Origin of the sequence: Janthinobacterium sp. PSRC1-1, assembly GCF_049897525.1 — a bacterium.
GTDB lineage: Bacteria > Pseudomonadota > Gammaproteobacteria > Burkholderiales > Burkholderiaceae_D > Janthinobacterium > Janthinobacterium tructae.
On record NZ_JAFCWK010000001.1, the window covers coordinates 212,892 to 226,073 of the forward strand.

The 13,182-nt window shown below is 62.7% G+C and carries 15 protein-coding genes; 8 read left to right on the top strand and 7 right to left on the bottom strand.

What is annotated here, in order from left to right:
• Positions 1-175 precede the first annotated feature (175 nt).
• A complete protein-coding gene (locus ACP7DW_RS00945) occupies positions 176-1,159 on the top strand; it encodes a DUF5655 domain-containing protein (RefSeq protein ID WP_426053772.1) in 984 nt (327 codons plus the stop codon).
• Between the two features lie 22 nt (positions 1,160-1,181).
• On the opposite strand, the gene ACP7DW_RS00950 is transcribed toward ACP7DW_RS00945, so the two are convergent.
• Positions 1,182-1,463 (bottom strand): YkgJ family cysteine cluster protein, encoded by a 282-nt coding sequence (locus ACP7DW_RS00950; RefSeq protein ID WP_426053771.1) that lies wholly within the window; start codon positions 1,461-1,463, stop codon positions 1,182-1,184.
• A 69-nt stretch (positions 1,464-1,532) separates the two neighbouring features.
• Entirely contained in the window at positions 1,533-2,396 is an 864-nt protein-coding gene (locus ACP7DW_RS00955; protein ID WP_426053770.1) for a head GIN domain-containing protein, read from the bottom strand.
• Between the two features lie 330 nt (positions 2,397-2,726).
• Between ACP7DW_RS00955 and ACP7DW_RS00960 the strand changes: the two genes are divergently transcribed.
• The 4 genes from ACP7DW_RS00960 (at position 2,727) to ACP7DW_RS00975 (ending at position 6,008) form a co-directional block, all read left to right on the top strand.
• Entirely contained in the window at positions 2,727-3,377 is a 651-nt protein-coding gene (locus tag ACP7DW_RS00960; protein ID WP_426053769.1) for a TetR/AcrR family transcriptional regulator, read from the top strand.
• A gap of 170 nt (positions 3,378-3,547) precedes the next feature.
• Positions 3,548-4,198, top strand: a complete 651-nt coding sequence (locus ACP7DW_RS00965; RefSeq protein ID WP_426053768.1) for a protein-L-isoaspartate O-methyltransferase family protein — start codon at positions 3,548-3,550, stop codon at positions 4,196-4,198.
• 4 nt (positions 4,199-4,202) lie between these two features.
• Positions 4,203-4,526, top strand: coding sequence for a rhodanese-like domain-containing protein (locus ACP7DW_RS00970; protein ID WP_426053767.1), 324 nt, complete (start codon positions 4,203-4,205; stop codon positions 4,524-4,526).
• Positions 4,527-4,667: 141 nt separating this feature from the next.
• Positions 4,668-6,008 (top strand): TolC family outer membrane protein, encoded by a 1,341-nt coding sequence (locus tag ACP7DW_RS00975; RefSeq protein ID WP_116745705.1) that lies wholly within the window; start codon positions 4,668-4,670, stop codon positions 6,006-6,008.
• Between the two features lie 69 nt (positions 6,009-6,077).
• Here the strand turns inward: ACP7DW_RS00975 and ACP7DW_RS00980 are convergent, their stop codons facing one another.
• On the bottom strand, positions 6,078-6,545 hold the full coding sequence (locus ACP7DW_RS00980; protein WP_426053766.1) for a DMT family transporter: 468 nt from the start codon (positions 6,543-6,545) through the stop codon (positions 6,078-6,080).
• A gap of 91 nt (positions 6,546-6,636) precedes the next feature.
• On the opposite strand from ACP7DW_RS00980, the gene ACP7DW_RS00985 reads away from it, so the two are divergent.
• On the top strand, positions 6,637-7,542 hold the full coding sequence (locus tag ACP7DW_RS00985) for a LysR substrate-binding domain-containing protein (RefSeq protein WP_426053765.1): 906 nt from the start codon (positions 6,637-6,639) through the stop codon (positions 7,540-7,542).
• 4 nt (positions 7,543-7,546) lie between these two features.
• Here ACP7DW_RS00985 and gloA read toward each other — a convergent pair whose 3' ends face one another.
• From gloA to ACP7DW_RS01005, 4 genes are all read right to left on the bottom strand, one after another.
• The gene (gloA, locus tag ACP7DW_RS00990; protein WP_010401713.1) at positions 7,547-7,954 is read right to left on the bottom strand and encodes a lactoylglutathione lyase; all 408 of its coding nucleotides are present in this window, start codon (positions 7,952-7,954) and stop codon (positions 7,547-7,549) included.
• A gap of 124 nt (positions 7,955-8,078) precedes the next feature.
• The gene (locus tag ACP7DW_RS00995; protein ID WP_426053764.1) at positions 8,079-8,501 is read right to left on the bottom strand and encodes an OsmC family protein; all 423 of its coding nucleotides are present in this window, start codon (positions 8,499-8,501) and stop codon (positions 8,079-8,081) included.
• A gap of 89 nt (positions 8,502-8,590) precedes the next feature.
• On the bottom strand, positions 8,591-9,901 hold the full coding sequence (locus ACP7DW_RS01000) for a PQQ-dependent sugar dehydrogenase (protein ID WP_426053763.1): 1,311 nt from the start codon (positions 9,899-9,901) through the stop codon (positions 8,591-8,593).
• A 39-nt stretch (positions 9,902-9,940) separates the two neighbouring features.
• Positions 9,941-10,207 (bottom strand): hypothetical protein, encoded by a 267-nt coding sequence (locus ACP7DW_RS01005; RefSeq protein ID WP_426053762.1) that lies wholly within the window; start codon positions 10,205-10,207, stop codon positions 9,941-9,943.
• A 256-nt stretch (positions 10,208-10,463) separates the two neighbouring features.
• Between ACP7DW_RS01005 and ACP7DW_RS01010 the strand changes: the two genes are divergently transcribed.
• Positions 10,464-11,435 (top strand): NAD kinase, encoded by a 972-nt coding sequence (locus tag ACP7DW_RS01010; protein WP_426053761.1) that lies wholly within the window; start codon positions 10,464-10,466, stop codon positions 11,433-11,435.
• Between the two features lie 47 nt (positions 11,436-11,482).
• Positions 11,483-13,150, top strand: a complete 1,668-nt coding sequence (recN, locus tag ACP7DW_RS01015; protein WP_426053760.1) for a DNA repair protein RecN — start codon at positions 11,483-11,485, stop codon at positions 13,148-13,150.
• Positions 13,151-13,182 lie beyond the last annotated feature (32 nt).

A 13,182-nucleotide genomic window follows, 5' to 3' on the forward strand; every position in this document is an offset into this window, starting at 1 on the left:
CCGTCAACGTTTACCTGATGCGGACATCGTGCCCGGGATCGGAGCGGGCAGGGACTGCCCGCCGTATCCCTGTTGCAAATGAATTTGCAAAAAAGATAAATTTACGTTTATGCTCATCGCCGATATCTTGATGCACCTTGGTGTTTGCTTGCCGAGGAATAAGGGAAACAGACGGATGAGCGACATTAAACTTTTCAAGTTGGCCCATGGCCAAGCCCAGGAACTGCAAGGTAGCGCATCGGACCTGGAAAAGCCATTGCAGACCTTGATTGAGGCAAACCTCGATACTTTGCTGAGTATCCGTTTTCTGGCGAGCGAGTATTCGACCGGCAAGACGCACGCTGGCCGCATCGATTCCCTTGGATTGGATGAGAACAATTGCCCGGTCATTCTTGAGTACAAACGGTCGGTTGGTGAAAATGTCATCAATCAAGGCTTGTACTACCTGGACTGGTTGATGGACCATCAGGCCGACTTTCAACTGCTGGTCCTCGATAAGCTAGGCAAGCTGGCATCGGAGGCAATCGACTGGAGCGCGCCGCGGGTGATTTGCATTGCGGCTGACTTTACCAAGTTCGATAGCCATGCCGTCCAGCAGATAGGCCGGACGATCGAACTTATCCGCTATCGCCGATTTGCAGAGGATCTGCTTCTTCTTGAGTCCGCAAGCGCTGGCATGGATCCAGCAACAAAGAAAAGCCCTTCCAAGCGGCAGACATCGGCGCCCGCCAGGTTGGAAACGATGGCAGCCGGACTGGCAGAGGTGGGCACGAACAAGTCAACGGGACCGGACAAGGCATTTGTGGACATACTGGCAGGTCTGTCGGAGCCTATGCGTCAGTTGCTGGCCTCGCTAGAGGATTACACGATGTCGCTGGGGGATGACGTTGAACGTAAAGAGCTGCGTTTGTACCTGGCTTTCAAACGGTTGAAGAACTTTGCGACGGTGGTAATACACAAGAAGAATTGCCTCGTGCTGTATTTGCACGTCGACCCGGCCCCCGTATTGCACGTCCTGCCAAAAGCGCGCGACGTGACCGCCATCGGGCATTGGGGCACGGGTAATCTGGAGATCAGTATCAGCACGATCGCGGAACTTGATGCGGCAAAGCCATTCATTTTTGCCGCGTATGCAGGTCAGCGTGGCATGAAAACATAGCGGACGGTGACCTGTGCGCGTATCAGTTGTGCGGTGTCGTTGCCTGTTCCAGCTCGCCCAGCCAGCGGATGGCATGTTCGCGGCTGCTGCCGCACATCTCTGCCGATGGCTGCAAGCCGCCGCAAAACGCGGGCCGCTGCGGCTGGCCAAAGATCTTGCAGCGGTTGTCGTCGGCCAGCTGCACGCAGCGCACGCCCGCAGGTTTTCCATGCGGCATGCCGGGAATCGGGCTGGTGATGGACGGTGCGGTGCAGCAGGCGCCGCAGGATGGGCGGCATGCCAGGGAAACGGCGGGGGATGGCATGGCGATGAGTGAAAAGGGACAGGGGCCGACAGTATAGCAAGCCGGCCCGCGTGTTTCGCCAGAGCGCGATTAGCGCACGATGCTGACGCGCTTGCCCGACAGGGTGCGGCGGGCCGGATCGCCATGCACGGTGATGCGGCCGGAACCGCTGGCGCGGGCATTGACCTCATTCTGGACGGTGACATCGATGTCGCCGGAACCGTTGCTCACCAGATAGGCAACGTCGCTGCGCAGGGCGGCCAGGTTGATGTCGCCCGAGCCATTCACGTTGGCGTCGAGGCGCTGCACGGTGCCGCTGGCGCTGATGCTGCCCGAGCCATTGACGGCCACGTTGATGCGTTCGCCGCGCAGGTTGCCCAGCTGGATGTTGCCCGAACCGTTCTGCACCGCATCCGTGTTGCCGCTGGCAAGGGCCGCCGCGTTGATGCTGCCCGAGCCATTGTTGGCCACGTCGAAGCGGCCTACCGCGCCCGACAATTCGCTCTTCATCGAACCGCGCTGCTCCAGGCTGAAATCTTCGCCATTGAAACCGCTGGCCACCAGGCGGCCCGAGCCGGAGATGTTGATCTTCCTCAATTGCGGCGTCGTGTAGATGACGTGAATGCCATTGCTGCTGCGAATGTTCGTATCGCTCCAGATGCGCAGGGTATTGCCGCTCACTTCGCTATGAATGCGCGGCTGCAGATTGCTGTCCGCTTCGATCACCAGCGAGGTCGCCGGGCCGACGCGCACATCGATTTTCATATCGATGCGCTTCATGCTGTCGATGTCGAGCGTGTTGATGGTGCTGACCTGGCGCACGTCGCGGCTCACTTGCTCGTTGCCCTGGATGGCACCCGCGTCGGCATAGCGCACTTCGCCATCGTTGGGGTTGATGACGATGGCGCAACCGCCAAGGGCAGCGGCACAGCACAGGGCCAGCAAGGTACGCATGGTGTTTCCTTTATGATAGTTTAGGACAAGAAAAAAGCCGGCTGCCGCGCCGCGGCTGCCGTGCTGTCGATGACAAGATAGCAAAGCGCCTATCTTTACTGAACGCAAATGCGATGAACTGCGCAAAACGGGGGCTGAAACGCATTCTGGTTCAACCGGCGCCTGAGGTCCGGCGCCAGGGGAGGTGTCGCCAACGCCGGCACGCAGCGTACAATACCCGTGTTCGGCGTGCCGCGCGGTGCCCCGCGCTGCGCGCATGGCCTGTGCTTGACCTTGGCGGTAGACAGGTCTACTATTAATGACTCAAAAGTAAGTTACTTGGAAAGATACATGCAAGCCCCGATTGATACCAAGCCCCGCTGGGAGCGGCGCAAGGATGCCCGCCCGCAGGAATTGCTCGCCGCCGCCCTCGACCTGTTTGTCGAACGGGGCTTCGCATCGACGCGCCTGGAGGATGTGGCCAAGCGGGCCGGCGTGTCGAAAGGCACCCTGTACCTGTACTTCGAGAACAAGCAAGAGCTGTTCAAGGCCGTGGTGCGCGACAATATCGTGCAGTCGATCGGCGAGGCGGAAGACAGCATGGCCGCCTCGGACAGCAGCAGCGCCGAGTTGTTGCGCAAGGTGATGATGCAGTGGTGGGAAGAGTTCGGCGCCACGAAACTGGCCGGCTTGACCAAGCTGATGCTGGCCGAGGCGAACAATTTCCCGGAACTGGCGCAGTTTTACAACGAAGAAGTCGTCACGCGCGGCAATGCGCTGATCGTCAGCCTGCTGGAGCGGGGCATGCAGCGCGGCGAATTCCGCCAGGTCGATGCCGTGCTGGTCAGCACCATCCTCAGCGCACCCGTCACCATGCTGATGATGTGGACGCACTCCTACCTGCCATGCGAGGTCAAGAATATCGATCCGCTCGCCTACATGGATGCGTTTATCGACATGAGCGTGCGCAGCCTGCAGGTGGAGTCGCCCGGAAAAAGCTGATGCGCCGGGCCTGGCTACAACCGTTCAGTTGCCCCTTTTCCAAGGTTCGCCCCCCCAAATCTGCAGATCGTCGCAAATTTCCTCCATTCCCCGCCTTTATGGTTAACATGTGCTTTCAGCCAGTTCAACGATAAAATGGCGGATTATTACTTCACTTACCGAGTCCAAAGATGAATATCGAACAAGCCCGCTTCAATATGATCGAACAGCAGATCCGTCCATGGGACGTACTGGATCTCGACGTGCTGGAGCTGTTGAACGTGGTCAAGCGTGAAGATTTCGTGCCGGCCGCCTATAAAAACCTGGCCTTCGTCGATACGGAAATTCCACTGGGCGGCGGCGAATGCATGTTGACGCCAAAGCTGGAAGCGCGCATTTTGCAAGACGTCGCCGTCAAGAAGCATGAAAATGTGCTGGAGATCGGCACCGGCAGCGGCTACATGGCCGCTTTGCTGGCGCACAAGGCGCGTCATGTGACGACCGTGGAAATCGTTCCCCAATTGAAAACCCTGGCCGAGCAGAACCTGGCCGCCAACGGCGTGACGAACGTCACCGTGGAACTGGGCGACGGCGCCCAGGGCTGGAGCAAGGGCGCACCGTACGACGTGATCGTCGTGTCCGGCTCCCTGGCCGTGTTGCCGGAAGCACTGTTGCAACAAGTCAAAGTCGGCGGCCGCATCCTGGCCATCATCGGCGAAGCGCCGATCATGTCGGCGCACCTGATCACGCGCAGCTCGGAGAAGGCTTACGACACGCGCAAGCTGTTTGAAACCAATGTCACGCCGCTGCAAGCCGTGGCGCCGTCGCATTTTCAGTTCTGATTCGATGGAGCATTTGAGTGCACCGCAGCTGGCCGCCTGGCTGGCTGACCCTTCCCGTCCGCGTCCGTTCTTGCTCGATGTGCGGGAACAGTGGGAGTTTGACCTGTGCCACCTCGACGGTGCCATCCTGATGCAGATGAACTCGATTCCTGCGCGCATCGATGACCTCGATGAAGATGCCGAGATCGTCTGCATCTGCCATCACGGCATGCGCAGCATGCAGGTGGCGGCCTTCCTGGAGCGCAATGGTTTTGGCAAGATCAGTAATTTGACGGGCGGCGTGCATGCCTGGGCGCTGCAAGTCGACAGCGCGATGCCTAAATACTAAATTATGTTGCAGTAGATGCACCCAGGCATGTTTTCCTGCATGCCTGCGGAGGCCTGTACCCCGCTCATCCGGCGGGCGCAAGGCAAGCGGTAGCAGATTTTTGATTCCATCAACTTTTGACGACTCCAACGGAGAAATGCAATGCGGAAACCCCTAATCGCCGTGCTGATGACCAGCGCCTTTGTCTCGATGACATGCTCGCTGCAAGCGCAGGCGGCCGATCTCATCCAGGTGTACCAGCAGGCGCTGGCCAATGACGCGCAGTACGCCAGTGCGCGCGCGGCCCTGTCGGCCGGGATGGAGCGGGTTCCGCAGGGGATGGCAGGCTTGCTGCCGCAAATCTCCGCCTCGGGCAGCAATACGCGCGGCAATCAGGAGCAAATCGTCCAGAACAATGGCGGCAACAAGATCACCTCGCCATCCGTCAACGTGCGCACGAACAGCTACAACCTGACCCTGGCGCAACCGCTGTTCCGCTGGGATCGCTGGGAAACCTACCAGCAAAGCAAGCTGGCGCAAGCGATTGCTGAAGCGCAATTTGCGCAAGTCCAGCAAGACCTGATCACGCGCGTGGCGCAGGCGTATTTCGACGTGCTCAGCGCGCAAGACAACTTGGGCGCCACGCAGGCGCAAAAAGTCGCCACGACGGAACAGCTGGCATCGGCCAAGCGCAACTTCGAAGTCGGCACGCAAACGATCACCGACACGCACGAAGCGCAAGCGGCCTACGACCTGGTGGTGGCGCAGGAATTTGCCGCCATCAATGACCTGGCCAACAAGCGCAGCGCCTTGCAAACCATCATCGGCGAAGCGCCAACGTCGCTGGCGCCGATGCGCACGGGCGTGGTCATCAGCGCGCCGGAACCGGCTGCCGTCGAGCCGTGGGTGGCGTCCGCCGAAGAGCAGAACTACGGCGTCGTCACGGCGCAGTTCAATGTGGAATCGGCCAAGCGCGACATCGGCCGCAACCGCGCCGGCCACTACCCGACCCTGGACCTGATCGCCAACGCGGGCCATAGCTATTCCTCGGGTGGCGGCAATGGCAACGGCAACAACAATAACGCCATCGGCGTGCAGTGGAGCATCCCGATCTTCAGCGGCTTTGCCGTCACCAGCAAGGTGCGCGAGTCGATCGCGCTGGAAAACAAGGCGCGCAACGACCTGGAAACGGCACGCCGCACGGCATCGCAGGGCGCGCGCCAGGCTTTCCTCGGTGTCAACAGCGGCCTGGCGCAAGTCAAGGCGCTGGAAGCGGCGGAAGTGTCGAGCAAATCGGCGCTCGAGTCGAACCAGCTCGGTTATCAAGTGGGCGTGCGCATCAATATCGACGTGTTGAATGCACAGAAACAATTGTTCTCGACGCAAAAAGACCTGTCGAAGGCGCGCTACGACACCATCATGAACGGCTTGCGCCTGAAGGCCGCGGCCGGCACCCTGAAGGAAACGGATTTGATGCCCGTCAACGCCTTGCTCGACAAGTAAGCGCGATCTTGCTCTGAATGAAAACCAGCACCGGCAACGGCGCTGGTTTTTTTTCGCCCTGGCGCCCGCTTATACAGCGCGGCTGTTGGCGATCTGAGTGAGCACGACCCCGGCCACCACCAGGCCCGCGCCGGCCCAGTGCAGCGGAGAAATATGCTTGACGGCAAAGCCCAGCAAGCCGTAGCGGTCGATGGCCAGCGCGGCCAGCATTTGCCCGCCGATGACGGCCGCCATGAAGGGGCCGGACCCCATGCGCGGCGCCAGCATCAGCGCGGCCGTAATGTAAAACACGCCAGCCGCGCCACCGAGCCAGGACCAGCCCGGCCCGCGCACGGCGAGCTGGAGATCGGGCGCCGGCACGCGCCAGACCAGCATCACCAGCGAGGCGAGTACGGCGCTGACGGCCAGCGAGGCGAGCGTGGCCCACAGCGGGTGGCCCAGGTTGCGGCCCAGCGCGGCATTCGCGCCCGCCTGGAAGGGGACGACGGCGCCGGCCAGCATGGCCAGCGGGGCAAATACGGTAATCCATCCATGCATGTGTGACTCCCACAGTTGAGTTGATGGCGTCATCGTATTATGCTGTGATGATTAAATCCAATTCGTAATTTGCCATACAACTATGCATCAAATGAATAATCTGCGGTCCGTCGATTTGAATTTGCTGGTGATCCTGGAAGCGCTGCTCAGCGAGCGCCACCTGTCGCGCGCGGCCGAACGCTTGCACATGAGCCAGCCTGCCGTCAGCCATGCGCTGGCGCGCCTGCGCCATCTGCTCGACGATCCGCTGCTGCTGCGCGGCAAGGGTGGCTTTCAGCCGACGGCGCGCGCGCTGGCATTGGCGCGGCCGCTGGCCGAGGCCCTGCAAAGCGTGCGCTCCGTGCTCGGTGGCGCCGTCTTCGAGGCGGCCACGGCGCAGCGCGTGTTTCGTCTGGCCATGTCGGATTACGGCGCGGCGTTGCTCTTGCCCGCTTTGCTGCGCCGCTTGCGCGTGGAAGCGCCCGGCATCGACCTGGCCGTCAGCTATGCCAGCCGGCAAGCCGTGGTGGCCGGCGTGCAGGATGGCGAGATCGATCTGGCGCTGGGCGTGTTCCCGCAACTGCCCGAGCAGTTACATAGAGAAACCTTATTTGAGGAAACGTTCGTGTGCGCGCTCGATCCTGCCAGCCTGGCAGACGGCGAAACCTTGAGTCTGGACACCTATCTGGCGCGCCCGCACGTGCTGGTGGCGTCCAGCGAAGGCGGCATGGCGGCCGAAGTCGATGCGGCCCTGGCCCAGCTGGGCCAGACGCGCCGCATCGCCGTGCGTGTGCCGTACTGGACGGTCGCAGCGGAGGTCGTGATGGGGACTGACTTGATCCTGACAGTGGCGCGGCGCGCCTTGCAGGCAAGCGCGGCGCAAGGGCTGGCGCTGTACGCGGCGCCGTTTGCCATCGCGCCGTTTGCGTTTGAAGCGATACGGCACCGCCGCACGGACGGTGATGCAGGCATCGCCTGGCTGCGCGCGGCCGTTGCAACGGCCGCCGGGCCAGGCTGAGCAATTACAGGCCGCCGCCCTGGCCGTCGAACTTGCGCTCGATCAATTCGATCTTGTAGCCGTCCGGATCGGTGATGAAGGCGATGACGGTGTTGCCGCCTTTCACGGGGCCCGGTTCGCGCGTGACGTTGCCGCCATTCGCGCGTGCCGCATCGCAGGCGGCGACGATGTCGTCGGCCGAGATGGCGATGTGGCCATACGCCGTGCCCAGCTCGTAGCTGGTGGTGCCATAGTTATACGTCAGTTCCAGTTCCGCATGGTCGGGGTTCGAGCCGTAGCCGACGAAGGCCAGCGTGTACTGGTATTCGGGATTGTCGCTGGTGCGCAGCAACTTCATGCCCAGGACCTTGGTGTAAAAATCGATGGAGCGCTGCAGGTCGCCGACCCGTAACATGGTGTGCAAAATACGCATCGTGAATCCTTGATGATGATGGGGGAATGGCAGGATTTTATGCGCTTTACGGCTTTCTTGCCGAGACCGCCCCTACCGTCCGGTGATGGGACGGCAGCGGACGGTGGCGTTAGTGCCTCTGGACTTACTCCAGACGGGCGTCCAGGGTGATTTCCGTGGCCAGCAATTTGGACACGGGGCAGCCGAGCTTGGCGCGCAGGGCCGCGTCCTGGAACGCTTCATCGGTGGCGCCGGGGATGGTGGCCACCAGGGTCAGGTGCACGGCCGTGATGGCATAGCTGCCATCGATTTTTTCCAGGCTGACATCGGCCGTGGTTTTCAGGGCCGTGGCGCGCAGGCCCGCCTCGCCCAGCTGGCCGGACAGGGCCATGGTGAAGCAGGCGGCATGGGCGGCGCCGATCAGTTCTTCCGGATTGCTGCCGGGACCGTCTTCGAAGCGCGTGTTGAAGCCGTAAGCCACATTGTCGAGCGCGCCACTTTCGGTGGAAATAAACCCTTTGCCATCTTTAAGGCCGCCACTCCAGACGGCTGATCCTGCTTTTTTCATGATGTACTCCTTGCGTGGTTCGAACGTCCATCATGCGCGCCCTGCCTTTGCGCTTCCGTTCGTTGCGTCACACTGTGGCAGATGGAGGCTCAACGGGCCGGCGTCACGCGCCAGATGACATTGCCCACGTCGTCCGCCACCAGCAGTGCGCCCGCCTTGTCGACGGCCACGCCGACGGGGCGCCCCTGCGCCTTGCCGTTCTCGTCGAGGAAGCCGCTGACGACATCCTGTGGCTGGCCGCTGGGCACGCCATTGGCGAAGGGCACGTGAATGACTTTGTAGCCGCTGAAAGGCTTGCGGTTCCACGAGCCGTGCTGGCCGATGAAGGCGCCGCCCTTGTAGCGGGCGGGCAGCAAGGCGCCGTCATAGAATGCCAGGCCCAGCGAGGCCGTGTGCGCGCCCAGCGCATAGTCGGGGGCGATGGCGGTGGCCACCAGGTCGGGGCGCGGCGGCTTGATCCGCGCATCGACGTGCTGGCCGAAGTAACTGTAGGGCCAGCCATAGAAGGCGCCGTCCTTGACCGAGGTCATGTAGTCGGGCACCAGGTCGTTGCCCAGCTCGTCGCGCTCATTGACGGCCGTCCACAGGGCGCCCGTGTTGGGTTGCCAGGCCATGCCATTCGGATTGCGTAAACCCGTGGCATACACGCGTGCCTTGCCCGTGGCGCGCGTGAATTGCCAGATGGCGGCGCGGCCATCTTCGGCTGCCATGCCGTTCTCGCCCACATTGCTGTTCGAGCCGACGGAAACATAGAGAAATTTGCCGTCCGGACTGGCGACGACGTTCTTGGTCCAGTGGTGATTGATGGAGCCGCCCGGCAAATCCATCACCTTCACGCCCGGCGCCGTGATGGCCGTCTGGCCTTCCTTGTAGGGAAAGCGCAGCAGCGCATCCGAGTTGGCGATGTACAGCTCCTTGCCCACCAGGGCCATGCCGAATGGCGAGTTCAGTCCTTGCAGGAACACGCTGCGCGATTGCGCCACGCCATTCGCGTCAAGGCCGCGCAGCAGGGTGATGCGGTTGGCGCTGGGCGTGGCGGCACCCGCCTTTTTCATTTGCATCTGCATGATGGCACCCTTGATGCCCTTGCTGTCATCGGGCTTGGGCGGGGCGTTCGTTTCCGCCACCAGCACGTCGCCATTCGGCAAGACGTACAACCAGCGCGGATGGTCGAGGTCGCGCGCATAAGCCTGGATGGCCAGGCCGGGCGCGACCACGGGGCGCTGCGCGGCCGTCCAGCGCTGCACGGGCGCCACGTTGACGGTGGGAATGAATTGCTTGTCCGGCGCGGGCAGGGCGGGTTGCGGGCCAAAGCCCACTGGCATGGCGGGCGCCTGGGCGTGGGCGAGCGAGGTGCCGCAGACAGCGGCCAGTAGGAAGGAACAGGTGCAACGGTGCATGGCGTACTCCGGAACAATAGCATTGCGTGAGGATGCGATTCAGCGCGCCTTCTTTGGCTCCAGTTGCGCGTCGGGGCGGGCTTGCTGCGGCGCGGCCGGCTTGACCTTTTCCACGCCGGGCTGGGCGTGGCGGTCCGTGTCGACCAGGCCGCGTTCCAGGTCGCTGGCCGCCTGCTGCATGATCTTGCGCGGGCGGATATCTTGCGCATCGGGCGATTCGTCACGCTCGTGCGGCAGGCGGTCGACGCCGTCATTCTTGACCTTTTCATCGGTATTGATCTTGCGTTCGCTGGGTGGGGTTCGCATTTGGCCTCCTGACAGTAAAGTACAGCCAGTGTCCTGCCGCGCCAGGCTGACGGCAAGCGGATTTGTCCGTGCTGGGAGCGCTGGCGCACGCATGGACGATTCTTTTTCTGCGCTACACTGCGTGCAACACCAAGAACGCCCCTTGCAGGCACACGACAGCCGCACTATACTGTGCATATATACAGTATCATGCGATGCCGGCGTGCGACGCGACAGCCTGGGGCGGTTTGCCACCGAATTCACTACCGAGATTCTTATGCCCGTCGATACACCCGCCGAACAACGCGCCGAACAGCCAGCCGCGACCTTGCCAGCCCCGGGCGAGCGCTTCAACCTGGGCGCCAAGACCATCGCCCTGGTCGTGCGCCAGAATACGGATGGCATTGCCGAGCCCGTCAAAAGCATCGTCGATTTCCTGCAGGTGCTGGGCCACACGGTGGTCTTCGAGGCGGAGACGGCCGTGCATCTGAACCTGGCGTTTCCCGGCGTGCGCGCCATGTCGCCGGCCGAGATCGGCGCCGCCGCCGATTGCGCCATCGTCATGGGCGGCGACGGCACCATGCTGGGCATTGCGCGCCAGCTGGCGCCATTCGATGTTCCCTTGATCGGTATCAATCAGGGGCGCCTGGGCTTCATGACCGATATCCCGCTCGAGCGCATGCTGCCCGTGCTGGCGCAAATTCTCGGCGGCCGCTTCAAGGCCGAACGCCGCACCTTGCTCGAAGGCAGCGTGCTGCGCGACGGCGAGTCGATTCACGTGGGCATGGCCGTCAACGATGTCGTCGTCTCGCGCGGCGGCGGTGCCGGCATGGCCGAATTGCGCGTCGAAGTCGACGGCCACTTCATGTACAACCAGCGTTCGGATGGCTTGATCATTTCCACGCCCACGGGCTCGACTGCGTACTCGCTGTCGGCCGGCGGCCCCTTGCTGCATCCGACCCTGGGCGGCATCGTGCTCGTGCCGATTGCCCCGCATGCGCTGTCGAACCGGCCCATCGTTCTGCCCGACTCCAGCCAGATCGTGGTGGAAATCGTGCGCGGGCGCGATATCAGTGTCAATTTCGACATGCAGACCTTTGCCAGCCTGGTGCAGCAAGACCGCATCCTCATCCGCCGTTCGCCGCACACGATTACCTTCCTGCATCCGGAAGGGTGGAGTTACTACAACACCCTGCGTGAAAAACTGCACTGGAATGAGTACCCGTCGGGCGAGGGCAAGCTCAGCTAACATTTTCTCCACGCTAACCCGCGGTGCGCCGCCTAACCACAGAAGCCATGCTCCATACACTGTCCATTCGCGATTTTGTCATTGTCGATACCATTGAACTGGAATTTTCCGCCGGCTTCAGCGTGCTGACGGGTGAGACGGGCGCCGGCAAGTCCATCCTCATCGATGCGCTGACCCTGGCCCTGGGCGGGCGCGGCGACGCCAGCGTGGTGCGCGAAGGTGCGGCCAAGGCCGACATCACGGCCGATTTTTCCGTCAGCGAGGTGGCGCAGGCCTGGCTGGTGGCCAACGAATTTGCCAACGACGAGGGCGGCGCCCTGCTGCGCCGCGTGATCGACAATGCGGGCCGCTCGAAGGCGTACATCAACGGCATCCCCGCCACGGCCGCGCAGTTGCGCGAACTGGGCGACATGCTGGTCGATATCCACGGCCAGCACGCGCACCAGTCCTTGCTGAAAAGCGAGGCGCAGCGCGCCCTGCTCGACGGCCAGGCGACGGCGCGCGAAGCGGGCGTGGAGCACGATGCGCGGCAGGTGGCGGCGCTGCACAAGCGCTGGCGCGCCCTCGTGCGCCAGCGCGAAGAATTCGAAACCAACGCCGCCAACGTGCTGTACGAGCGCGAACGCCTGGAATGGCAAGTGGGCGAACTGGAAAAACTGGCCGCCAAGCCCGGCGAGTGGACGGAGATCACGAACGAGCACAGCCGCTTGTCGCACGCGGCCAGCCTGCTGGAAGGGGCGCAGGAAGCGCTGTCCCTCATTTCCGAGTCGGAAGACCACCCGATCGTGTCGCAACTGTCGGCCCTGAACCAGAAGCTGGGCAAGCTGGTGTCCGTCGATGCGGAATTGCAGCCGATCGTCGACCTGATCGAATCGTCGCGCATCCAGCTGCAGGAATCCGTGTACGCGTTGAACAACTACCTGGACCGCGTGGAACTGGACCCGGAGCGCCTGCACCAGCTCGACGCGCGCATGGAAGCCATGCACAGCACGGCCCGCAAATTCCGCGTCACGCCCGAAGAGCTACCCGAGGAACACGCCAAGCTGTCGGAAAAGCTGCAGCACCTGGCCGACGCTTCCGATATCGAAGGCTTGCTGCGCCAGGAAGCGAAGATCGAGGCCGAATACCGCAGCGTGGCCGAGCGCCTGTCCGCCACGCGCCGCGCCGCCGCTCTGGAGCTGGGGCACGCCGTCACGCGCGCCATGCAGGAACTGAGCATGACGGGCGGCAGCTTCGAGATCGCCCTGCACCCGTGCGCACCGGCCGCGCACGGCCTCGAGCAAGTGGAATTTCTCGTCGCCGGCCATGCGGGCACGGCGCCCCGCTCGCTGGCCAAGGTGGCGTCCGGCGGCGAACTGGCGCGCATCGCGCTGGCCATTTCCGTCATCACCTCGCACGCCACCACGACGCCGACCCTGATCTTCGACGAGGTCGACAGCGGCATCGGCGGCGCCGTCGCCGAAGTCGTGGGGCGGCTGCTGAAACGCCTGGGGCAGGGACGGCAAGTGCTGTGCGTGACCCACTTGCCGCAAGTGGCCAGCCAGGCGAACCAGCATTTTCAGGTGGCAAAAAGCACGCTGGACAATGGCAAGACGGCGTCGCGCATCGACATGCTCGATGCCAAGGCCCGTGTGGAAGAAGTGGCGCGCATGCTGGGCGGCCTGGAAATCACGGCCACCACGCGCAAGCATGCACGCGAATTGCTGGCGATTTGACCCCAGTACCAGTGTTGACGCAATGTAACTAT